Origin of the sequence: Sorangium sp. So ce176 (genome assembly GCF_051519835.1) — a bacterium.
Lineage (GTDB): Bacteria > Myxococcota_A > Polyangia > Polyangiales > Polyangiaceae > Sorangium > Sorangium cellulosum_G.
This window is the reverse complement of the sequence record NZ_CP150371.1, coordinates 9,233,356-9,255,538: the sequence shown is the minus strand read 5'-3', so window position 1 is coordinate 9,255,538 and position 22,183 is coordinate 9,233,356. Positions and strand designations below refer to the sequence as shown.

Annotated in this window: 20 protein-coding genes; 10 read left to right on the top strand and 10 right to left on the bottom strand. The window is 70.5% G+C overall.

Translation table 11 applies throughout. The annotated features are described in order from the left end of the window. The first annotated feature begins 37 nt into the window (after nt 1–37). The 3 genes from WMF42_RS35040 (at nt 38) to WMF42_RS35030 (ending at nt 2,567) form a co-directional block, all read left to right on the top strand. Complete coding sequence (locus tag WMF42_RS35040) at nt 38–874, top strand: AraC family ligand binding domain-containing protein (protein WP_437687355.1); 837 nt, start codon at nt 38–40, stop codon at nt 872–874. A 254-nt stretch (nt 875–1,128) separates the two neighbouring features. Next, a complete protein-coding gene (locus tag WMF42_RS35035; RefSeq protein ID WP_437687353.1) occupies nt 1,129–1,983 on the top strand; it encodes a family 16 glycosylhydrolase in 855 nt (284 codons plus the stop codon). A gap of 80 nt (nt 1,984–2,063) precedes the next feature. Continuing rightward, the gene (locus WMF42_RS35030; protein WP_437687351.1) at nt 2,064–2,567 is read left to right on the top strand and encodes a hypothetical protein; all 504 of its coding nucleotides are present in this window, start codon (nt 2,064–2,066) and stop codon (nt 2,565–2,567) included. Nucleotides 2,568–2,656: 89 nt separating this feature from the next. Here WMF42_RS35030 and WMF42_RS35025 read toward each other — a convergent pair whose 3' ends face one another. Together WMF42_RS35025 and WMF42_RS35020 are read right to left on the bottom strand one after the other, a co-directional pair. Then, nucleotides 2,657–3,031 carry a UDP-N-acetylglucosamine-peptide N-acetylglucosaminyltransferase gene (locus WMF42_RS35025; RefSeq protein WP_437687350.1) on the bottom strand — a complete coding sequence of 125 codons (375 nt, stop codon included), beginning with the start codon at nt 3,029–3,031 and terminating at the stop codon, nt 2,657–2,659. Between the two features lie 99 nt (nt 3,032–3,130). Further along, entirely contained in the window at nt 3,131–3,661 is a 531-nt protein-coding gene (locus WMF42_RS35020; RefSeq protein WP_155798861.1) for an SMI1/KNR4 family protein, read from the bottom strand. Between the two features lie 506 nt (nt 3,662–4,167). On the opposite strand from WMF42_RS35020, the gene WMF42_RS35015 reads away from it, so the two are divergent. Then, nucleotides 4,168–4,848 (top strand): hypothetical protein, encoded by a 681-nt coding sequence (locus tag WMF42_RS35015; RefSeq protein WP_437687348.1) that lies wholly within the window; start codon nt 4,168–4,170, stop codon nt 4,846–4,848. A gap of 189 nt (nt 4,849–5,037) precedes the next feature. On the opposite strand, the gene WMF42_RS35010 is transcribed toward WMF42_RS35015, so the two are convergent. Continuing rightward, nucleotides 5,038–5,874 carry an MBL fold metallo-hydrolase gene (locus WMF42_RS35010; protein WP_437687346.1) on the bottom strand — a complete coding sequence of 279 codons (837 nt, stop codon included), beginning with the start codon at nt 5,872–5,874 and terminating at the stop codon, nt 5,038–5,040. A 35-nt stretch (nt 5,875–5,909) separates the two neighbouring features. Beyond that, nucleotides 5,910–7,094, bottom strand: a complete 1,185-nt coding sequence (locus WMF42_RS35005) for a thiolase family protein (RefSeq protein WP_437687344.1) — start codon at nt 7,092–7,094, stop codon at nt 5,910–5,912. Between the two features lie 233 nt (nt 7,095–7,327). On the opposite strand from WMF42_RS35005, the gene WMF42_RS35000 reads away from it, so the two are divergent. From WMF42_RS35000 to WMF42_RS34990, 3 genes are all read left to right on the top strand, one after another. After that, complete coding sequence (locus tag WMF42_RS35000) at nt 7,328–8,203, top strand: DUF2515 family protein (RefSeq protein ID WP_437687342.1); 876 nt, start codon at nt 7,328–7,330, stop codon at nt 8,201–8,203. A gap of 166 nt (nt 8,204–8,369) precedes the next feature. After that, complete coding sequence (locus WMF42_RS34995; protein ID WP_061611580.1) at nt 8,370–8,921, top strand: peroxiredoxin; 552 nt, start codon at nt 8,370–8,372, stop codon at nt 8,919–8,921. A gap of 281 nt (nt 8,922–9,202) precedes the next feature. Beyond that, nucleotides 9,203–11,335, top strand: coding sequence for a glucan endo-1,3-beta-D-glucosidase (locus WMF42_RS34990; RefSeq protein ID WP_437687339.1), 2,133 nt, complete (start codon nt 9,203–9,205; stop codon nt 11,333–11,335). A gap of 13 nt (nt 11,336–11,348) precedes the next feature. On the opposite strand, the gene WMF42_RS34985 is transcribed toward WMF42_RS34990, so the two are convergent. The 5 genes from WMF42_RS34985 to WMF42_RS34965 all read right to left on the bottom strand — a co-directional run bounded on the left by WMF42_RS34985 (nt 11,349) and on the right by WMF42_RS34965 (nt 18,494). After that, a complete protein-coding gene (locus WMF42_RS34985) occupies nt 11,349–13,094 on the bottom strand; it encodes a class II glutamine amidotransferase (protein ID WP_061611582.1) in 1,746 nt (581 codons plus the stop codon). A 21-nt stretch (nt 13,095–13,115) separates the two neighbouring features. Further along, nucleotides 13,116–14,150 (bottom strand): alpha-E domain-containing protein, encoded by a 1,035-nt coding sequence (locus WMF42_RS34980; protein WP_437687336.1) that lies wholly within the window; start codon nt 14,148–14,150, stop codon nt 13,116–13,118. Beyond that, nucleotides 14,147–15,757 carry a circularly permuted type 2 ATP-grasp protein gene (locus tag WMF42_RS34975; RefSeq protein WP_437687334.1) on the bottom strand — a complete coding sequence of 537 codons (1,611 nt, stop codon included), beginning with the start codon at nt 15,755–15,757 and terminating at the stop codon, nt 14,147–14,149. Before WMF42_RS34975 ends, WMF42_RS34980 begins: the two co-directional genes overlap by 4 nt. Nucleotides 15,758–15,820: 63 nt before the next feature. After that, on the bottom strand, nt 15,821–16,288 hold the full coding sequence (locus tag WMF42_RS34970) for a response regulator (protein ID WP_061611585.1): 468 nt from the start codon (nt 16,286–16,288) through the stop codon (nt 15,821–15,823). A 307-nt stretch (nt 16,289–16,595) separates the two neighbouring features. Next, nucleotides 16,596–18,494, bottom strand: coding sequence for a chloride channel protein (locus WMF42_RS34965; RefSeq protein WP_233562366.1), 1,899 nt, complete (start codon nt 18,492–18,494; stop codon nt 16,596–16,598). A 207-nt stretch (nt 18,495–18,701) separates the two neighbouring features. Here WMF42_RS34965 and WMF42_RS34960 point away from each other — a divergent pair, with 207 nt between their 5' ends. Next, entirely contained in the window at nt 18,702–19,070 is a 369-nt protein-coding gene (locus WMF42_RS34960; protein ID WP_434042950.1) for a hypothetical protein, read from the top strand. Nucleotides 19,071–19,166: 96 nt separating this feature from the next. Then, nucleotides 19,167–19,553, top strand: a complete 387-nt coding sequence (locus WMF42_RS34955; RefSeq protein ID WP_061611587.1) for a hypothetical protein — start codon at nt 19,167–19,169, stop codon at nt 19,551–19,553. 48 nt (nt 19,554–19,601) lie between these two features. Here the strand turns inward: WMF42_RS34955 and WMF42_RS34950 are convergent, their stop codons facing one another. Continuing rightward, nucleotides 19,602–20,306 (bottom strand): hypothetical protein, encoded by a 705-nt coding sequence (locus WMF42_RS34950; protein ID WP_061611588.1) that lies wholly within the window; start codon nt 20,304–20,306, stop codon nt 19,602–19,604. 398 nt (nt 20,307–20,704) lie between these two features. Here WMF42_RS34950 and glgC point away from each other — a divergent pair, with 398 nt between their 5' ends. Further along, complete coding sequence (gene glgC / locus WMF42_RS34945) at nt 20,705–21,973, top strand: glucose-1-phosphate adenylyltransferase (protein ID WP_061611589.1); 1,269 nt, start codon at nt 20,705–20,707, stop codon at nt 21,971–21,973. The last annotated feature ends 210 nt before the right edge of the window (nt 21,974–22,183 follow it).

Sequence of the window (22,183 nt, the reverse complement as noted above, 5' to 3'; positions counted from 1 at the left end):
GCTTCCCTGACCAGGCTGCACTATCCTTGGACTTACCGTGAACCTGCTGTGGCAGTCGTTCCCCATGCCCGAAGGTCGGCGCGCCCAGGCCTGGCGATATCATCCCGCCTACAGGCGACCAGCCCATTTTCACGACGAGCCGGAGTTCAATCTCGTCGTCCGGGGAACCGCCGTCTTCCGCGTGGGGCATCGTCGCGTCCTGATGGGCCGCGGAGCGCTGTTCTGGTATCCGCCCGGGCTGGATCACTATCTCGAAGACGCGAGCCCAGACATCGAGCTCTACGTGGTAGGGTTCCGGCCCGAGCTGATCGATGCGTTCGCGCGGGAGCACGGCTGCGCGCCGAGCTTCTCTCGGCCTCAGCAGCGCCTTGACGGGGCCGCCTTGCTGGCTTGTGCAGACGCCATGGCCCAGGTGCCCAGCAGCCGCGACAACCCGGCTGTCGAAGGACGGCTGCTCGACTTGTTTGCGGTGCTGGCCCAGATGACACCGCCTCCGCAGATGAGCCTTGGCCACCGTGCTGCGGCCCTGCTGGCCGATGCGCCGAGCCTCCGCCGCGACGAGCTGACCCGACGCCTGGCCAGCAACCGCGGCGATGTGAGCCGCAAGTTTCGCCGCGACCAGGGCCTGTCTTTGACGGAGTACAAGAACCGGCTGCAAACGCTGAGGCTCCTCGAGCTGCTCGAACAGGGCTGTAGCCACTTGACGCATGCGGCGCTCGAAGCCGGGTTCGGCAGCTACTCGCGCTGTCACCAGGTGATCAGAGAGTTGCTGGGCATGGCGCCCAGCGCGCTCCTCGACCCAGGCACCCGGAAGCTACTCGCCGACAGGCTGGAACCGTTGAGCGCGCAGCACGATCGCCGAGATCCCGGGTAGCTCGCGCACGCACGCCCATCGTCTCCGGCACCGCTGCCCCGCGATCGGCGTTCAGGCTGCGAAAACGCACAAACCTTGATGCTCGCCGTGCGGCGGCTGAGTATTCGCTCGGCATGCGAAGTCGATCAGCCCTCGCCTTGCTCGCGCTCCTGGCCTTTTCGGGATGCTCCAACGACTCGCCGGATCCGAACTCCTCCCCCGCCGCCGGTGGAGCTCCCCCCAGCACGGCGACGAGTGGGGCTGCCGCCGGCCCCATGACCGGTGGCGCTGGCGGCATGCCGCCAGAGATATCCACGACCGGTGGCGCCGGCGGTACCGGCGGCGCAGGTATGGGCGGCGCAGGTATGGGCGGCGCAAGCTCCGGTGGGACGATCGGCGCAACGGCGAGCGGCACGGGCGGCGCCGCTGGAGGTGGCGCCGGGGATGGCAGCTTCGCGCTCGCCTGGGAAGATCCGTTCGACACCGTCGATCTCACGCGCTGGGAGCTGATGACCCACAGCTGGGACGGCAATCTCGCGCAGTTTACCGGCGAGAACGCTGCTGTGAGCGACGGCATCCTGCGCCTTTCGCTGACGGCAGCCAACGATACCAGCAAGCCCTTCCGCGGCGTGGAAATGCGCTCTCGCGAGAAGCTGACCTACGGGAAAATTGAGGCGTCAGCTCGGTTTGCGCAGGGCTCCGCGGTCGTCTCTTCTCTGGTGCTCATTTACACCCCATGGCCCCCCGACGACTGGAACGAGCTCGACATCGAGTTCTTGGGCAAAAACCACGATCGCGTTCAGTTCAACCACATGGTGAACATCCCGCCCGCTGATCCAGCCACCGGCCACCTCCAGTTCCCCGAGCTCGTGACTCTGGACTTCAACCCCGCAGCGGGCTTTCACACCTACGCCATCGAATGGGTGCCCGGTGAGGCGCGCTTCTACGTCGACGGAGCGCTCATGCACACCGCCACCGAGGAAATGGAACGCATGGTCCTCCCTCAGAACATCCTCTTGACGATCTGGGCTTCCGGGGCGCCAGATTGGGCAGGCCCCGTCGACAGCAGCACCGCCCCCACGCGCGCCGAGTACGACTGGCTCCGCGTCTACCGCTACGTCGGTCCGTAGCGTGCTCCGACCGCGGAGCTCGCAGGTTGCCTGGACGTTGGCACAGAGGGGGAGCATGTCTCACCCAACCCGAGCGCGCGGTGCTCGGCTCGGCGTTCGTGGACCCTGCGGGGTTCTTGTTGTTCGGCCCGCGCGTGGGCGCGGAGCTCGGCGGTGAGCGCTGGACGGTGGGCGCGAGCGCGCGCGTCTTCCACTGGGGTCTGCTGAGCCGCGCGTTGTTCCTCGAGGAGGAGTGGTCGTTCGCTTTCAGCTATGGGGTCGCGCTGCGCGGGCGCTATTACCTTCAGCCCGCGCAGCGCGGCCTGCACCTGGGCGTCGCGGCCGAGCTCTTGCGCACCAACGTCGAGCTCCCGGCGGAGCGCACGGTGGCGCGCTCGTTCTACGGCGTGCCGCACATCGAGGCGGGGTATGGCTTGCCTTTCAGCAGCTTCTACGTCGACGGCAGCGTGAGCGCCGGGTACGCCTTCCAGCTCGCGGCCCGCATCGACGATCTGCCGGGTGGCAGCTCTGTCCAGCTGTACGAGGTCGTCGACGAGAGCAACGTCTACGCGGCGGCAGCGCTCGATCTGGGCCTGCGCTTCTGAAGGCCGCTTCTGGGTACCGATCGCCGAAGCACGCCGTCCGCCTTCGCGGGCTGTTGCGGCTTCGCAGGGCGCGGTCCGATGCGCTCCCGTCAATGTCCGTGCGGATCGAAGTAGGCCTGCAGGGTGCTTGCCCCCGCTTGGAGCAGAGCGGCCTGCTTGAAGTAATCGCGTGCTTTGCCGCGCTCGCTCGTGTTCATCATGGCGACGGCCAGGTTGTGGTACGTGTTCGCGTCGGCGGACCCGAGTCGCTCGGCACGTCGCAGCTCTGTCAGCGCCTCGCTGTGCCGCCCCGCGTCGGACAGCACGGCGCCGAGCGACGTCAAGGCATCGATGCAGTCCGGTTCCGCTTCGAGGTGTGCACGCAGCAGGCGCTCAGCCCGGTCGAGCGCGGACGTCCACTGCGCTGGATCCCTCCACGCTGCCTCATGGAGGCGCGACACTTCTGCAGCCAACGTCGGGGCCATGCGCCTGCTCAAGGCGCCGGCGTTCCGTTGCGAGCGCCAGCGCGACGGCGAGGCCGGCGCGACAAGCCCCTTCGCCGCAACGCCATGCTGGGCGGTCCGCTATTCGTTGGCATCCACAAGCTCGCTCCAGAACCGGATCCTGCGCGTTCCTTCGCGGACGGCGTCGACGTGAGGTATCCGATGAAATTCGTGCCGCAGGTACGTTGCCAGCTCGCTGCCGTAGTAAATGATGTCGGTCTGGTAGACTGAAAATATGGGGTTTCCGGCGAGCGCTGGCTCCGCCGGAATGTAGCGGTGTCCCGCGATCGGAATCAGGCGGGGCGCCTCCGCGACGATGGCCCGCGCGATCCGTATCGCCTCCTGCAGCTCCGAGGGCCGAGCGCCCCACGCGTCCAACCAGAACGCGTTGTTGCCGATATCGAACGCCATGCCTTCGAATGGCCAGTCGAGCTGCCGACGGATATCCGTCGAGTCTGGCCCCCGCCAGTCGGGAAAGCGCCCGCCGACCGGGAGGCCTTCCGAAAGGAAGGAGCGCAGATCCGGCGGAAACCTGGCGCCGATGACGGACTCGGCTCGGTCGAGCTCGGCTTCCGTCAAACCGGGCGCAACCGTGACGCCCGCGTCGGTCAAGATCTGGTGTTCCGCTCGCCAACCCATCCGCGTTCCCCGCCTGTCCCTCCCCGGTTCATCGCGGGTAGGCAGCGTAGCCGGCGTTGATCCTCGGCGTCAACCGCGACGGGGCCGTGCGCGCCAGGACGCTCACCGAAGCAGGCATACGTCGAGATGCCCCTCTCCGTGCTCCCTTCACGTGCTGTTCGGTGAAGCGGTCGAGGTCGCGGGGTTCCACGCGTCAACCTGTTGGCGACGGCGGGCCGCGCCCGCTCTCGTCCACGTCCACGGGATCAGGGGCCTCGCCGGGGTGGAGGCGCGAGCCTCCGTCGCCCTGGCGATGGAGGAGGCTGCAGCCTCCATCGCCGGGGCGAGCGGCGGCCGGCTCCAGGGCCCGCATCGCGAGTTTGCGCCGCGAGCGCGTCGAACGCTCGGGGACGCGCAGCGGATCGTCGTGGGCATGCTCCCTGCTCCTTGGTCGGGCACGGGCGCGGCCGGAGAGGCCGGCCTACCCAGGGAGTCGCACCATGAAGATTGCTGCATATCATGTCGGTCTCGGTCTCATCACCTTCTCGATGGTCACGGGCTGCGTGGTGGCCGATGACGGCAGCCTCGGAGATGAAGACACGGCGGAGGGCGCCGAGGCGCTCGGGGGAAACCCTGACCCGTGCGCGACGGGGACCCTCCCGAACTTCACCAGCGCGCAGCTCACCGAGGTCGGAGCAAGCGAGTCGTACACCCGCTCCTACCAGTGGATTGACAGCATCTGTCCGGCCAGCGGGCAAGATCGCGCGACGACGATCGTGGACTTCCCTGTGCCCAGCTATTACCAGCACCAGATCCCGGAGACGTACAGCTTCACCGTGCAGCCGTCCTTCTGGTCTTCCTCTTCCACCTCGTGGAGCGGCGCGTCGCAGGCGATGAGCGACTGCGCGAACACCAGGATGGCGACGCGCGTGCAGCGCTGGGACTCGGCCACGGGCCAGTTCGTGCAGCTCACGTACAAGGAGCAGGCGGGCGCGTGGGTCTGGGACAACCCGATCACCGGCCGCGGGCACTGCTCGACCCCGGCGTTCCTCTACTACCACGAGAACTACGGGACTGCGCAGCAGGTCGCGACGGCCAAGTACCGCGTTCGCACCTGGGCCAAGCAGTCCGACGACTCCCACGCGACCGTCTGGATCACCGGGGCTCACACGGGCCTGTAGTCCTGCGGCGCCGCGGCTCCAGACGGGCCGACACGGCGCCTGCAGCCGGCCAGAGGGAGCGCGCGCCGCACCCACGAAGCCGAAGCCCGCGTCGACGTCGAGGCCCCTGGCGCCCGGCGAGACGTCGGACGGCAGGGAAGACGCGGAAGCGGCGCAGCGGGCGAAACGCGGAGCCTGCGCGCAGGAAGGTCAGGCGTCGTTCCCCGACGCCCGCCGCCATCGATCCTCGCGCCGCGCAGCGCGCCCCTCGCGCTCCAGCTTCACGAGGTGCGCCTCCAGGCTCAGCCGCGCGAGCGGCCAGATCGCCGGCGCCGTGTCCGCATAGGCGACCGGCAGGAGCCCCTCGAGCGCCGCGCCCCCCTCGCCGGCCCCCTCGAGCGCCTCGAGCACCCGCTGCTCCCTTCCCATCCGGTGCGCGACATACCGCCGGAACAGCGCCTCGGGCTCCTCGATCGGCGCGCCGTGCGCGGGCAGCACGACCCGGGCGCCGAGCGCCGCGAGCCGCTCGAGCTGCGCCAGGTACACCGCCATGTCGCCCTCCCGTGGGTCGATCAGGATCGTCCCCACGCCGGCCACCATGTCGCCGCAGACCAGGGCGCCTTGCGCCTCGTCGAGGAAGCAGAGGTGATCGGGCGCGTGCCCCGGCGTGTGGAGCACGCGGATCTCCATCGGCTCCGGCCCGCCGAGCCGCACGACGTCGCCGTCGGCCAGCCGGCGCGCGATCGGCACGCCGGGCAGGCGCGGGGCCGCCTCGGCGTGGGCCCAGACCGGCACGCCGAGCTCGGCCGCGAAGAAGCGCGCGCCCCCGACGTGGTCGGCGTGGTGGTGGGTCACCGCGATCGCCGCGATCGTCCGCCCCTGGGCGGCGAAGCCGCGCGCCCACGCGAGCCACTCGCGGCGCTCGTCCTCGTACGGCGTGGCCGGCTCGACGAGCAGCACCTCGCGGCCGCCGAGCGCGTAGCTGTTCGTGTGCGTGGCGGGGGGCAAGGTCGGCGTGCGCGCGGCGAAGGCCTCGACGTCGCGCACGTCACCCGCGCGGAGCGCGACACGTCGCGGCCGGATCACCGCTCGACGACGACGGCCAGCGCCTCGCCGCCGCCGATGCAGAGCGTCGCCAGGCCGCGCTTCGCGTTCCGGTCCTTCATCGCGAAGAGCAGCGTGGTCAGGATGCGGGCGCCGCTCGCGCCGATCGGGTGGCCGAGCGCGACCGCGCCGCCGCGGACGTTCACCTTCTGGGCGTCGATCCCGGCGAGCTTGTTCACGGCGAGCGCCACCACCGCGAACGCCTCGTTCACCTCGAACAGGTCGATCGTGTCCGCGGTGAGCCCGAGCTTCTTCGTCGTGTTCGCGATCGCCGCGGCCGGCGCCGTCGTGAACCACTCGGGCGCCTGCGCGGCGCCGCCGTAGCCGACGATCCGCGCGAGCGGCGTCAGCTTGTGCTCCTTGACCGCCCGCTCGCTCGCCAGGACGAGCGCGCTCGCGCCGTCGTTGATCGACGAGGCGTTGGCCGCGGTGATCGTCCCGTCCTTCTGGAACGCGGGCTTCAGCGACGCGAACTTCTCGGGCTTGCCGGCCGGCGGCCCCTCGTCGTCCCTCACGACAACGGCGTCGCCCTTCTTCTGCGGGACGGAGACCGGCGCGATCTCCGCGGCGAAGAGCCCCTCGCGCTGCGCGGCGAGCGCCCGGCGGAAGCTCTCCCTCGCATACTCGTCCTGCGCCTCGCGCGAGAAGCCGTGCTCCCTGGCGCACGCCTCGCCCGCGGTGCCCATGTGGAAGTTGCCGTACGGGTCCCAGAGGCCGTCATGGATCATGCCGTCCACGAGCTTGCCGTCGCCCATGCGGTAGCCGGTGCGCGCCTGCGGCAGGTAGTAGGGCACGTTCGACATCGACTCCATGCCGCCGGCGACCACCACGTCCGCGTCGCCGAGCGCCACCGTCTTGGCGCCGAAGATGACGGCCTGGAGCCCCGAGCCGCAGACCTTGCTCACCGTTGTCGCCGGGACCTTGCTCGGGATGCCGGCGTAGATGGCGGCCTGCCGGGCGGGGGCCTGCCCGACGCCCGCGGAGAGGACGTTGCCCAGGAAGACCTCCTCGATGGCGTCCGGAGAGAGCTTGGCCCGCTCAAGGGCCGCCCGGATGGCGACCTCGCCCAGCCGCGGGGCGGGCAAGGGGGAGAGCGCGCCCTGGAACGCGCCGATCGGCGTCCGGGCCGCTGCGACGATGTACACGGGGACGGGTAGGGTCATGATTTCCTCCAGCGGCGCCGGCGCCGTCTCATTCGATGACGCCGTCGAGGGCGTCTCACGAATGTGCCTTTGGTACCTCGGTTGACCTGTGGGGGCAAGCCGGCCCAGGACGCCCCGCCGCCTGCGCGGTCCCTCACAGTTCACGACAGCTCGCGCCGTTTCACAGGGCGCGCGGAGAGAACGCGGAAAGCCTTGAATTCTCCATGGCCGGGCTCGTGCAAAGCCGCCCTGGCATGGCTGAGACGGTGTGCTCGGAAGCGCCGGGCCGCGCCGGCGTGGCGCGCCTCACGGCGCTGCTCGCCGAGCTCGACGAGCGAAACCTCGACAATGTGACCCGCACGGAGAGCTACCTCGAGCTCTATGCGCTCACCCGCGCCCATCCGCCGGATCTGCCCTGGCTGCTCATGGCGCACCTCGTGTCGCGCAACGCGGGCGCCCTGATGACCGACGTCGCGGTCGTCCTCGACCGCGGCGACGGCGTGATCGCCCCGGCCGCGCTGCGAGAGCTCTTCCTCTTCCTGGAGCGCGCCAATCACCTCATCTTCTTCGACGCCTGGTATCATGTGCTCCACCACCTGCTCGGCCGGAGCGCCGATCTCGCGCCCGGCCGGTGCTCGCGTTTCGTCCGCGAGGCGTGGGCCCGGCACGAGGGCGCGCGGCGGGCCGGCCAGCCGCACCACGCCCTCGAGCGCGCGCTCGTGCGAGACCTCGTGACGAACGAGCAGAACTTCATCGAGCGCCGCGTCGTGCACCACCCCCGGTTCCCGACCGCGCGGGCGCTCGTCGCGCTCGCCGAGGCGCTCGGGCAGGAGGCCCCTGTCGTGCTGCCGTGCACGCAGGCGTCGATCCAGGTCGGCGGCTTCGCGATCCTCGGGCGGCGCATCCGCGCCGGGATGCGGATCTTCGAGGCCATGGCCGACCGCGCGACGCGCGACGCGATGTACGACTGGGCGCGGCGGCACCCGCACGACGGCTCGCGGCTGCCCTGCGACGCCGCGCGCGGCGTCGCAGGGCGGCCGCGGCTCAGGGACGCGTGGCCCGCCCACGCCGTGCGGGCGCTCTGGGACGGGATTCATGCCCCGCCCGAGCCGGATCCGGGCTGGCCCTGAGTGCTCGCCGCCCTGCCGGGGCCGGGGGGGTCGACTCGCCGGCTCGGGCCCGCGCGCCAGGCCGACGCCTTGTGGTGCGCCGGCGACGGCCCGTGTATCGTGCTCGCCCCGCGGGGGGAGGGGGGCAGTCCTCCTCGCCTCCGGACGGACAAGGAGCGAGCGAGCGATGTTGAATGCAGGCGATCGTGCCCCGGATTTCTCTCTCGAGAGCGACGGCGGCGAGACGGTGAGCCTCGCCGATTTTCCGGGCAAGACGGTCGTCCTCTACTTCTATCCAAAGGACGACACGCCCGGCTGCACGCGGGAGGCGCAGGCGTTCTCCGAGGCCCTCCACGCGTTCACCGAGGCCGGCGCCGTGGTGCTCGGCGTCTCGCGCGACTCGGTCGAGCGCCACCGGAAGTTCAGGGCCAAATACGATCTCGGGGTGACGCTGCTCAGCGATCCGGATCTCACCGCGCACGAGGCCTACAGCGCCTACGGCGAGAAGACGATGTATGGCAAGAAGGTGATGGGCACGATCCGGAGCACCTTCATCATCGGCCCCGACCGCACGGTGAAGCACATCTTCAGCGGCGTGAAGGTCGACGGCCACGCGGACGCGGTGCTCGCGCTCGTGCGCGGCGGCGGCGCGCCCGAGCCCGCGAAGACCGCGGCCAAGGCGCCTGCGAAGAGAGGCGCGGTGAAGGCGCCGGCAAAGCCCGTTGCCAAGCCCCGATAACGGCCGCCCGGACGGGCGGACAACCACGCAGCCGACTCACGGCGTACTCGTGAACGCGCGCGGCGATCGCCTGATTGAGGCCGTCGCGAGGGCATCCCGCGCGACCGCCTGCGCGTCCTCCGGGCTGGACGGGCCCCGCGCTTCGTGAAAGAATCTTGCACCGTTTCTTGTAGATCGATGAAATTACCACGACACCAGGGCTCATCCCTCGACTCGCCTCACGTCAGGTGGAGCGATGAGCGCTGGAGCGAGGGAGCCAGATCATGATTCTAAAGCATCCGATGGTAAGGACGTTTACCCTGCTGAGTTGCCTCGGCGCGATCGTCGCCTGCGGCGGGGACGACCCCCCGCCGCCCCCGGTGCCCCACAACGAGGGCGGCGGCGGGGCCGGCGGCGGCGGCGGCGCCGGCGGCGCCGGCGGCGAGGAGATCAAGGTGTGGGAGCTCGACCGTGACAGGCCGCTGCCGGGGGCGGAGCCGGGCTTCACGGAGGCGCCGCACCCGCTCGAGCCGGGCGACGTCCTGAGCGAGCTGGACACCCCGCTCCCCACGAACGCCACCTGGATGAACTTCGCGCTCGGCGACGGCGACCAGCGGATCAACGCCGCGCCCTACGACCTCAAGGCGCTCGGACAGGGGCTGTCGATCTCCCGGCCGGCCATCACGGTGAACAGCACGTCCGTCACGTCGGCCGACGCGTCGCAGCTCGGCCTCACCGTGCGCCAGGCGGTCACGGGCCACGCCGTCCGGTCGTCCGACCTCCTCTCGGTCACCGTGGAATGGGCGGCGCAGGGCGGCACCATGGCGGCGCCCATCGTGTACGGGATGCCGTACGTGACGGCCATGTACGACGGGCTCACCCCCTCCGTGCGCGCCGGCGACGGCGTGGCGTTCACCGCGGTGAACGGCGACTCCACGAGCCCCACCAAGGTCACGGGCGATCGATTCGAGATCTCGCTCAACAACGGCCAGACGTGGGTCCTCTATGCGTCTCCCGCCATCACCCTCGAGTGGGACGCCATCGTGATGAACGCGGCGGAGCCCTACGTGGGGTCGCTCCGCGTGGCGATCGTGCCCGGGCCGAACGCCGCGGCCGTGCTCGACGAGCACGCCGGCGTCATCCCGGTCGGCGGCGACATCAAGGCGTCGATCATCGAGGACACCGCCTCGCTGCGCTTCGTCTGGAAGACGAAGGGCGAGGGCGATCTCCTCACCATGGCCCTGCCGCACCACCTCGAGCGCCTCGAGAAGGCGACGACGGCGGACCTCTCGTACCCGACCGTGATCGGCGACATGAAGGCCGTCTCCGGGGCGGAGTGGGAGCTCGTGTACCCGCTCAGCGCGATCGGCTGGGACGCGCCGCGCCGCGTCTCGGACCAGTGGGGAGAGGCCATCGTCGAGGCGCTCGAGGACGAGCGGGGGTTCACGCCCGACGCGAATGTCGTCGGCTCAGACCCCTATTTCGGGGGCAAGGAGCTCGCGAAGCTCGCGCGCCTCGCGCAGATCGCCGAGGTTGTCGGCAAGGCGGACCTCGCCGAGGAGCTCAGGGCGCGGCTCAAGTCGCTCATCAACCCGTGGCTCAACGGCACGAACGAGAACCCCTTCGTCTACGACTCGACCTGGGGCGGCATCGTGACGACGAAGGGCCTGGAGGACGAGACCGCCGACTTCGGCCAGGCGTATTACAACGATCACCACTTCCACTACGGCTACTTCCTCTATGCGGCGGCCGTGCTGGCGAAGGGCGATGAGAACTGGCGCGACAGCTACGCCGACAAGGTGCTGTGGCTCGTCCGCGACATCGCGAACCCGAGCACCAAGGACGAGCATTTCACGCCGTTCCGCAACATGGACTGGTTCCGGGGCCACTCCTGGGCCTCCGGGCTGTTCCCGTTCGCGGACGGCCGCAACCAGGAGTCCACGTCCGAGGCCGTCAACGCCTGGTACAGCATGAAGCTCCTCGGTGAGGCGCTCGGCGACGAAGACGTGATGAACATCGGCCGGCTGCTCCTCGCGGTGGAGACGGCCTCCGCGCAGACCTACTGGCAGATCACGTCGAACAGCACCATCTATGACGTGCCGTTCAAGGACAACGGCGCCGTCGGCGTCCTCTGGTCGACCAAGGCCGACTTCTCCACCTGGTTCGGGGCCAATCCCGAGTACGTCTATGGCATCCAGATGCTCCCGATCACGCCCATCTCGGAGTCGCTCCTCTCCAAGGAGTGGATCCAGGACGCGTGGCCGGCGATGTCGGACGCCGCGGAGCAGGCGGAGGAGCCCTGGAAGGCCTTCCTGACCGCGGCGCACGCGGTCATCGACAAGGAGGCGGCCTGGGAGGAGGCGCAGGCGCTGACCGAGCTCGACAACGGGCTCAGCCGCACGGCGCTCCTCTACTGGATCGCCACGCGGCCCTGAGCGGCCCTCCCGCTCAGTCGATCGGCTCGACCCGCACGTCGACCTCGAGGCGCTCTGCCCCGCCCCCCACGAAGATGGTGCCCGAGGTCGGCGTCGCGTCCACGTAGTTGCGGCCGACCGCCACGCGGATGTGATCGGTCTGCGTCAGGATCCCGTTCGTCGGATCGAAGCCCTTCCACCCGATCTCCGGCAGGTACACCTGGACCCAGGCGTGCGACGCCTCGCTCTGCCGCTGGTTCTCGTGCTTCGGCCCCGTGTAGATGTACCCGCACACGTAGCGCGACGGCACGCCGAGCAGCCGCGTCAGGCAGATGAACAGGTTCGTGAAGTCCTGGCACACGCCGCGGCGGTTCGCGTACACGTCGAACGCCGTCGTGGACAGGTTGGTCGCCCCCTGCTTGTACTCGTACTCCTGGAAGATCGACGCGTTCAGGTCGAGCAGCGTGTCGAGCAGGTCGTAGTCGTTCCGCTCCACGAAGGTCATCGCGTACTCGCTGAGCTCCGCGAGCTCGCTCTCCGCGAGCTCCGGCGGCAGGAGGAACGGCTGCAAGACCTGGCGCTGCCAGGGCATCCACACGAGCGGGATCGTCGACCGGGCGCGCAGCGGGCGGAAGCTCAGCGGATCGGTGTCGAGCAGCTCCACCTGCGACCTCGACTCGATGACGAGCTCCTTGAACGGCGTCTCGAGCAGCACCCGCCGCGCGCGGTTGCCGAAGACGTCGTCGTACTCGCGCTGCTTGCCCTCGACCGAGATGTCGATCTCGTTGTGCAGCACCGTCTGCAGCCGGTCGTGCGCGGGCGTCAGCCGCAAGAGGTGCGTGCTGCGCTCCACCGCTGTCGCGTAGCGGTACGCCGTGCGGTGCACCACCTGGAAGCGGCGAATCGAGGCGTGCGTCGGCCGGCGGACCGGGCGCGACGACGTCGGCGGCGTCGAGGGCGACGACCTGCGCCTGTCGGTGCTCGGCGACGCGGTGGCCCGGAGCGCGCCCTGGCGCAGCACCACGAGGTGGCCCGGCGACACGCGCGTCCACGTCGCCGGCTGCGCGCCGGCGTGGACCTTGAGCTCCTCCGACGAGACGATGACGCCCTTGCGGCTCTTGACGCCCCGCTTGGTGAGATCGACCTCGAGGTCGTCGTCCCCGAACGCGAGGCGCTCGTACGGCGGCAGCACCTCCCAGAGGAACGCGTCCCCCTCGCGATCCCGGTCCGCGTAGACGACGAGGTCCCGGCCGTCGGACAGGACCGAGGTGAGCGGGCCGTGCTCGTTCATCTCGTCGAACCAGTCGCGCAGCACCCGCGGATCGATGTCGCCGATGCTCCGCAGGTCCTCGGACGCCATCCAGCGCAGGAGCTCGCACAGGATGAGCTCCGTGTCCGTCGAGCCCACGGGCTGGAAGAGCGACTTCGGGTCGACCTCGATCCGGTCGACCAGGCTGCCGCTGTGCGCGAACAGCCAGTCGCGCCCGCCCCAGCTCCGGCTGAACGGCTGCGTGTTCGCGTCGTTGATGCTCCCCCACGTCGCCGTGCGGATGTGCAGCACCAGCAGCGACGACTCGAGGTGCTCCCACGCCTTCACGAGCTCGCTGCGGATGCTCCCCTGCGGCGGCGCCGGCTCCTTGAGCACCGTGGCGCTCGGCTCGCCCCCCGGGTAGTAGCCGATGCCCCAGCCGTCCGGCAGCCTGCCCCCGGGGCGCAGGCAGGTGAGATCGAAGCACGGGGCGAGCTCGCCCTCGAACGACATCGCGAGGAGGTTCGGCATGGAGGGATCTGGCGGGTCCGGCTACTGGCTCGTCGCGGGTGGATGGCTGTCGGGCGGCCCGTAACCGAGCAGCTCGCGGCCAATACCGTCGCAGATCGTCGATGTCTCGTCGACCACGTGCGTGAGCGCCGCGTGCACCGAGAGGGAATCGAACGGCTCGGCCGCCCTGTCGGCGACCCACTGGTGCAGCAGGTGCAGCCGCTCCAGGCACGCGCCCCCGGGGAGCGTCGCGCTCTCCGGCGGGCGGATCTCGCAGAGCCGCGCGAACGCCGCGTGCACGCAGTGCCGGATCGAGCGCGGGAAGCGCGGCTCGTAGAGGAGGAACTGTGCGACCGCCTGCGGGGTCACCTGACCCTGGTTCAGCTTCATGAACGGCTCGAACCCCGAGCAGGCGCGGAGCAGCGAGAGCCAGAGCGCCGTCTCGACGACGCGGTGCCGCCGGCGCACCGCGCCCTGGGCCTGGCCGTTCCGCTCCGAGAGCGGCGGCGCCAGGTGGGTGAGGGCGTGGTGGTGGACGTCGAGCGTGCGCGCCGTCTGCCCGACGCGCTCGAGCAGCACGCCGAGCCAGATGAAGTCGAGCGGCGTGTCGTGGAGCATCGTGCTCTGGGTGAGCCCGAGGCAGAGCTGCGTGAGGTGCCGGACGCGCCGGTAGAAGGCGTAGCGGCTCGACCTGAACTCCTCGCGCGCCTGCTCGCTGTTGATCCAGAGGTGGAGCTCGTTGGTGGTCTCCCACGCCTCGAGGCTGACGACCTCGCGGATCGACCGCGCGTTCCAGCGCGCCGCGGAGCTCGACCGGCAGAGGCTCGTCGGGTTGTCGTCGTCGACGCTCATGTAGCGCTGCACGAGCTCGCCGTCGGCCGCGGCCTCCTCGCCGTGCTGGGCGATGAAGTGCTCCTTCTGCCCGGCCACGATGACGACAGGCATCCAGCACTGGTGCGCCGGGAGCTCGGCGTCGAGCGCGAGGTTCTGCGTGACGGCGAGGATCCGGGCCACGCTCTCGGTCCGCTCGAGGTAGCGGCCGAGCCAGAAGCAATGGTCAGCGACGCGGGAGATCACAGCGCCTCCGGGGGGTCGGACGGGGGCGGCGCGCTTGGTGGGTCGTTGCGGTCGTTGCGGTCGTTGCGGTCGTTGCTCGCGGCCCCGGGGGCCGGGTCCGCGGCGCCGACCGACGGGACCCGCTGCGCGCCGTCGGAGGGGCTGTTCAGGACCCACGTGTCCTTCGAGCCCCCGCCCTGGCTTGAGTTGACGACGTAGGAGCCGGCCACGAGCGCGACGCGCGTGAGCCCGCCGGGCAGCGCCCACGAGCCGTCGCGGCCGGTGAGCACGTAGGGGCGGAGGTCGAGCCGGCGCGGGACAGCGGCCCTGACGGCGGGGTCCCACGTGGGGCTCGTCGAGAGCTCGACCCGGTGCTGCGCGATGTAGCGGCGCGGCGTCGCCTCGATGCGCGTGCGGAACTCCTCGCGCTGCGCCGCTGTCGACTGCGGCCCCATGAGCATGCCGTAGCCGCCGGCCTCGTCCACCGCCTTGACGACCAGCTCGTCGAGGTGCTCGATCACGTAGCGGCGGTCGTCGTCGCGCATGCAGAGGTAAGTGGGGACCTGCTCGAGGATCGGCTCCTCGCCGAGGTAATAGCGGATCATCTCCGGCACGAACGGGTACACGGCCTTGTCGTCGGCCACGCCGTTGCCGGGCGCGTTCGCGAGCGCGACGTTGCCGGCGGCGTAGGCGCGCATCAGGCCGCGCACGCCGAGCAGGCTGTCGGGCCGGAAGGCCTCGGGGTCGAGGAACGCCTCGTCGATGCGGCGGTAGATCACGTGGACCCGGCGCGGGCCGCGCGTCGTCCGGACGAAGACCTGGTCCTGATCGACGAAGAGGTCGGGGGCCTGCACGAGCTCGAGCCCCATCGTGCGCGCGAGGAAGCTGTGCTCGAAATACGCTGAGTTGTACGGCCCCGGCGTGAGCACGACGGCGCTCGTGGCGCCCGGGGCCACGGGCGAGACCGAGCGCAGCGTCTCGGCGAGCCGGGCCGGGTAATGGTCGACCCGCTGGACGCGCCCCTTGTCGAGCAGGTGCGGCAGCACGCGCTTGCTGATGAGGCGGTTCTCGAGGACGTAGGAGACGCCGGACGGCGTGCGGAGGTTGTCCTCGAGCACGCGGAAGGTGCCGGTCGGGTCGCGGATGACGTCGACGCCCGCGATGTGGATGCGCACGCCGCCCGGGGGCCGCAGGCCGTGGGCCTGCTTCAGGTACTGCCCCGAGCCGAGCACGAGATCGCGGGGGACGCGCTCGTGCTGGAGGATGCGCTGCTCGCCGTAGATGTCGTCGAGGAACAGGCCGAGCGCGCGCACCCGCTGCTCGAGGCCCCGCTCCATGTGGGCCCAGTCCGCGGCGGAGAGCATCCGGGGGATGAGGCAGAGCGGGAAGATCTTCTCCGCGCCGCGCTGATCCGCGTAGACCGAGAACGTGACGCCCTGGTTGAGCAGGGCGAGCTCCGCGAGCTGCTGCGCGCGCGCGAACTCGTCCGGCGCGAACGCGCCGAGGAGCGTCGCCGTGCGCAGAAACTCGGGTCGAGGGGCGCCGTCTGGACCGAACAGCTCGTCGTAGGCGCCGGGGACTGGTGTGTAGCCGGCGAAGAGGCCGGCACCCGGGGTCTCTAACAACACTGGAGCGAAGCTACCGCCTTGAGGCCCTCGAGGTCCATGGGCCCGTGGCGGTGAGCGGCGGCGTCACTCGGCGTCGAGGGCCTGACGCTCGCGGCAGCGGGTGAGCTCGTCGACAGCGGCCAGAAACGCGTCGTAGTCGATGGGCTTCGGGAGCACGCGAGCGACACCGAGGCTCGTCGCGTCATGTTTTGAAGACGCGGATGAAACAATAACCGGTATACGCGCCGTCTTCTCGTTGTGCCGGAGCGCCGTGAGCAGGCCCCAGCCGTCCATCACCGGCATCATGATGTCGACGACGAGCAGATCCGGCGGCGCGATCTGGTCGAGGAGCGCGAGCGCCTCCTCGCCGTTCGATACGCAGCGCACCTCGTAGCCGCCCTCGCTCTCCAGGATCATGCTCACGACCTCCTGGATGCTTGGCTCGTCGTCGACGACCACCACCAGCTTGGCGCGGCTGTTCGGCGCGCTCGAGCGTGTTCGTACCTCTGCGTTGCGCCGCACCGTCCGACCTCCGAGCGTATCGACCAGCATGAACCTCTCCCCTGCGCGCTCTCCGGACCGAATTCCAGGGATGAACCAGAGTATCCCCCACACCTCTCGTTCCGTCGCTGCGTGGAATCCAAGATTGGTACCTCAGGAGACTCCCGAAACCGGGCGACGGCCGCGCGCTCGATCCCCGCGCCCGTTCATGCGGTCGACCGGCGGGCCGCGCGACGCGTGACCGGGACAGCCGCGCGCGTGCATTCGTGAAGCACGGGCGTTCGTGGACGGGCGCGCGGGCGCCGAAAGCTTGCTTTTTTCGAGCGTCGCGCCGCGCGGGGGCCAGCGGGCGCGGCGCCTACGGCGCCACGCCTTCGAGCTGCTCGGTCGCCTCGTGGTAAGCGCGGGTGACGTCGGACTCGTCGAGGATGCCGACGATCTTGCCGTCGGCGTCGGTGACCAGCAGCTCGCGCACGCCGTGCTCCAGCAGCACCCGCAGCGCGCCGTGCAGGTCCTCCGTCTCGCTGACCGAGGCGGGGATCGCCATCATGTCGTGCGCGATCGCGAGCCCCGAGAGCTCGGGGCTCATCGCCGCGGCGCGGAGGATCTCGGCGTCGATGGTGCCGATGACCTTGCCGTCGTCGGAGAGCACGGGGAACGTGTCCTGCCACTCGCAGGCCGCGATGCGCTCGACGACGCTCGCGGCGGGCGTCCGCGGGTCGAACGACACGAACGGGCGGCTGCGGATGACGATGTCGGCGACGCGGATGCTGCGGAGCACGTCGACGATGAGCTCGTCCCGGTGCGCCGGGGACTCGCGCTTCGTCGCGACCTGGGCGCGGTACAGGGTGCTGTGCCGGAGCGCGACGAAGGCGATGCCCTCGCACAGCATGAGCGGCACCAGGAGGTCGTAGCTGCCGGCGAGCTCGCAGACCATGACGAGCGAGGCGATCGGCACGTGCGCGATGCCGCCGTAGAACGTGCCCATCCCGACGAGCGCGAAGGCGCCGGGATCGATGCGCGGGTCGTTGAGGAGCAGCTCCGCCGCGCGCCCGAAGGCCCCGCCCGTGAGCGCGCCGAGCACGAGCGACGGGCCGAAGTCGCCCGCGCAGCCGCCCGAGCCCACGGTGAGCGACGTCGCGACGATCTTCGTGGCGAGCACCACGAGCAGGAGCTGCACGGCCGTCCACCCGCTCGGCATCCACGAGGCGCCGGTGATCGCGATCTGGGCCGCCCCGTAGCCCGCGCCGAGCATCCCGAAGCCCTGCCCCGGCCGGTCGAAGCGCGGCCCGAGGAGCATGAGCAGCGGCGTCACGAGCGCGCCGAGCGCGAGGCCGCCGAGCGCCGGCTTCGCCCAGATCGGCAGCCGGATCTGGTGCACCGCGTGCTCCACGGCGTGCATCGTCCGGAGGAACACGGTGGCCACCAGCGAGACGACGAGCGCGAGCGCGGCGTAGAGGGGGAGGTGGCCCGGGATGAACGGGTAGCGCGGCGCGTGCGCGAACAGGGTCGACTCGCCGAAGAAATAGATGAAGACGGAGTACGAGACGACGCTCGCGAGGATGGACGGGACGAGCGCGTCGGCCTCGAAGTCGTCGCGGTGCAGCACCTCGACGGCGAGGAGCGCGGCCCCGAGCGGCGTCCGGAACACGGCGGACATGCCCGCGGCCGCGCCCGCGATGAGCAGGATCCGCCGCTCGCGCGCGCCCACGCGCAGGGCGCGCCCGATGATCGAGCCGATCGCGCCGCCGATCTGCATTGTCGGCCCCTCGCGCCCGCCGGAGCCGCCGCTGCCGAGGGTGAAGATGGCGGCGAGCGCCTTCACCACCGGCACGCGCCTGCGCATGTTGCCGGCGTTGTGGTGGAACGCGGCGATGAAGGCGTCGCTGCCGCCGCCGCGCGTCTCCGGCGCGAGCCTCGCCGTGAGCAGCCCGCCCACGAGGGCGCCGAGCGCGGGCAGGATGCAGACGAGCCAGGGCCGGAACGGCCCGGAGTACGCGCCCCGGAACACCGACTCGCCCTTCGCGCGGAGCGGCACGTAGCCGGTGAGCGAGAGGAGGAGCTCGTGCTCGGCGAGCTCGAGGGCGGCGAAGAAGAGCGAGCCGACGATGCCGGCCGCCACGCCGACGAGGATCGCGTGGAGGAGCACCCGGCCGACGAGCTGGAACGCGATCAGCCCCTGCGCGCGGGGGAGCGGGGTGCGCGCGATCCCCATGCGGCTGGGGCGTGCGTGGGAGTCCTCGGGGGACGACATCATGACCTCGGGGATCGGGGTCCCCCCGGCGGGTAGCTTCCCTGATCTCTCCGCCGGTTGCTGCCTGAAATCGAGGCCAGGCGCGACTTCTCCGGCGGCGCGTTCGCGGGACCGGCTTCCGCCTGGCGCTCCCGCGCCCCATGGGCGTGGGAGAGAGCCTGACGCGGGCGCGGTCTCCGGGCCCGGTTGGAGCGTGGGCGAGGTGGAGGAATGACGGACGATCCGAGCACCATCGAGTACGGCACCATCATCACCGAGGACGAGAGCGTCGCGATGGGCGACGCGGCGGTCCAGACGACGGACGAGAGCGTCCGGACGACAGACGACGCCGTGTTCACGCCCGTGCTGGCGCTGGACCTGGCGGCCGAGATCCTCGTGGCCACGCTCGGCCCGCTGATCGACGCCGACTACGTGCAGGGCAAGACGCAGTTCCGGGACGTGCTCTGCGGCCGTATCGACATCTCGCAGCTCGAGGCGGAGGAGCTGGTCGACGACATGGAGCGGTCCGGGCGGATCCGCTTCGTCGGCGCGGAGGAGGGCCGCGGGTGGCACGTCCAGCCGAGCGCCGGGGTGCGCTGAGCGCAGCAGGTGCCCGCGCCGCGCCGCGCGCCGTGGTGCTCGGCGAAACAATTCCCTTGCCGGCGTACTCCGGTCATGGCCTACCCTGAGCCGCGTATGGAGGACGGTACGAAGCCGCGCAAGGCCGTGGTCCCGAGCGCTCCGCCCATCCCTCTCGTGATCGTGGCAGGCTGTCCTGCCGAGTTCGTCGCCGTGTGCCGGGAGGTAGGGGCCCGGCTCGGGGTCGCTGTGCGCGAGTGTGATCTGCGCTCGCTCCGGCCGACGATCGCCGCGTCGCAGCCCTACGCCATCGTCGTCGCGGAGGAGCTGTACCGCTTCGACGCGGAGTCGTTCGACGCGGTGATCCGCCAGGCGCCCGCCTCGCTTGTGCGCCTCGACCGCTGGGAGGCGGGCGACGATGCGGCGCGCCGGCTGATCATCGACGCGATCTTCGAGTCGGCGGCGACCGAGCCGAGCAGCGGGATCCGGCCGATCCTCACGTGAACCTCACGTGACGCGGCGGCCCTCCGCGGGCCGCCGCGCGCGGGGGCGTCAGGGGCGCCGCTTCATGCCGGGGAGGGTGGCCTTCTCGGTCGGCGGCTCGAGGTACTCGATCTGCTCGACCGACATGATGCCGTACTTCGGGTTGGCGGCCGCGCCGCCCGTCGACTTCGTGAACGTCACGCCGTAGGTGCCGGTGACCTTCACCTTCGCGCCGACGGCCGGGATCGGGTTCGGCATCTCCTGGCCCCAGAACTCGTCCGTGAGCTTGGCCTCGCCCTCCTTGCCGCGCGGGGCTTTGTCGATCGCCTCGATCATGCTGTAGATCTGCGCGAAGTTCGAGGCCCAGCCCATCACCTCGATCACGTCCTTCGTCTCGCCCTTCTCGTCGGCGATCGCGAAGCTCGGGACCGGCGCCTTGCAGTCCGGCGGGTCGGCCTTGCCGGTCTTGTGCACGGCGCAGGTCGGCGCGTCCGCGAGGTTCGTCTTGACGATGTAGCCGATGATCGAGAGCTTCTTGCCGTTGACGTCCTCGAAGTGGACGCGGCTCCGGAGATCGTGCGTGACGCCCCAGACCGTGTAGGCGTCGCCTTGCTTCTTGTTCTTCGCGGGCAGCGTCGGCACCGCGGGGAGGTTCGGCTTGCGGCCGCTGAACGCAGGCTTGGGCTGGTACGGCTGCTCGTCCGTTCCGCACCCTGAAGTGCCCGCGACGAGGAGGACAGCGGCGGCGAGGGTTCGACCGAATCGGACGTTCATGGCATCTCCAAAGGTCAACGTGACGGGCGCGCCAGCAGGAAAGATCCAGCGCTGGAGTAGCCCTCGGACAGCGGTGCGCCGCGCGCGGATCAGGCGCCTCTCGCATGCGCGCGTGGCGGCGAAAACGGCTAACACGGCCGCGAGCGGATCGTAAAGAGAAACGGAAACGTCCCCTGCGCTTCAGCAAGCGGCGAGCGGCGACCTGGCCGACAGCGCCCGCCGCCGCGCCGCGGCGAGAGGCCGCGCGGGAGGAGCCCGATCGCGGGGCGCGGCGCTCGCCGGCGCGGTGCCGCTGGCCTCCGCGCGGCGCTCCCGGCGCCCCGGATCGCCTCGAATGCGCGGAGGGCGCGTTTCCGCTCTTCGCGCTGGCAACACCGATCGAGTACCCTCTGCGTCCCATGCGCGAGACGACCCTGCGCGCCGCTTTCGAAGCGTCGAAGGTTTTGGTGATGATCCTCGCTGGCGGTGAAGGCCGTCGGCTCGGCCCCCTCACGCACGATCGGGCGAAGCCAGCCGTGCCGTTCGGAGGCCGCTACCGGATCATCGACATCGTCCTCTCGAACTTCGTCAACTCCGGCCTGCACCGAATCAAGATCCTCACGCAGTACAAGAGCGCGTCGCTAGACGAGCACATCGCCCGAGCCTGGCGCCTGTCGCCGATGCTCGACAGCTTCATCGAGACCGTCCCGGCGCAGCAGCGCACGGGCAAGAGCTGGTTCAAGGGGTCGGCGGACGCCGTCTACCAGACCCAGCACGTCATCACGGACGAGTCGCCCGAGCACCTCTGCATCTTCGGCGGCGATCACGTCTACAAGATGGACGTGCGCCAGATGCTGCACGAGCACCTGTCGCGCGACGCCGAGGTGACGGTGGCGGCCATCCCGGTGACGAAGGAGGAGGCCCGCTCCTTCGGCGTCATCGAGTGCGACGAGGCGGGGCGCATCCTCGCCTTCCACGAGAAGGTGCAGGATCCGCCGAGCATGCCGGGCAGGCCGGGCATGTGCCTCGCCTCGATGGGCAACTACATCTTCAAGACCCCGGCGCTGCTCGACGTCCTCGAGCAGGACGCCGCGACGGAGGACAGCGCGCACGACTTCGGGCGCGACATCATCCCGCGGATGGTCCAGAGCGGCAGCCGCGTCTACGTCTACGATTTCCACGAGAACCTCGTCCCCGGCGAGGACGAGGGCGCGGGCTACTGGCGCGACATCGGGACGATCGACGCGTACTGGGCGGCGCAGATGGATCTGGTCAGCATCCAGCCGGCGTTCAATTTCTACAACCCGCGCTGGCCGATCCGGACGGGCATCAGCCACGACCCGCCCGCCAAGTTCGTGTTCCGCGACGAGGCGAACGCGCGCGTCGGCATCGCGACGGACAGCCTCGTCTCGCTCGGGTGCATCATCTCCGGCGGCCGGATCCACCGGAGCGTGCTCTCGAACCGGGTGCGCGTGAACTCGTTCAGCCACATCGAGGAGTGCGTGCTGTTCGAGGACGTGAAGATCGGGCGCCACGTCAAGCTCCGCCGCTGCATCATCGACAAGGACGTCGAGATCCCCGCGGGCGCCGAGATCGGCTTCAACCTCGAGGAGGACCGCAAGAAGTGGTTCGTCAGCGAGGGTGGGATCGTGGTGATCCCGAAGCGCGCCAAGATCGACTCCCCGTAACGTTCCTGACTGGAGCCCCTGTCGCCGCGCGCCCGCGCGGCGACAGCGTCTCCGGCGCCGATGAGCCCGGTCGCCTGGCGGCGATGCGCGTCCAGGTGTCCGGAATTTCAGGGAAAACCGCTGCTCGGGGCGCCCGGGAGCGGCGGGCGTTCGCCGGGCGGGGGGGGCCGCGCTGTCGTGCTGCGCGCGGGAGGTCGGGGCCTCGGGGCC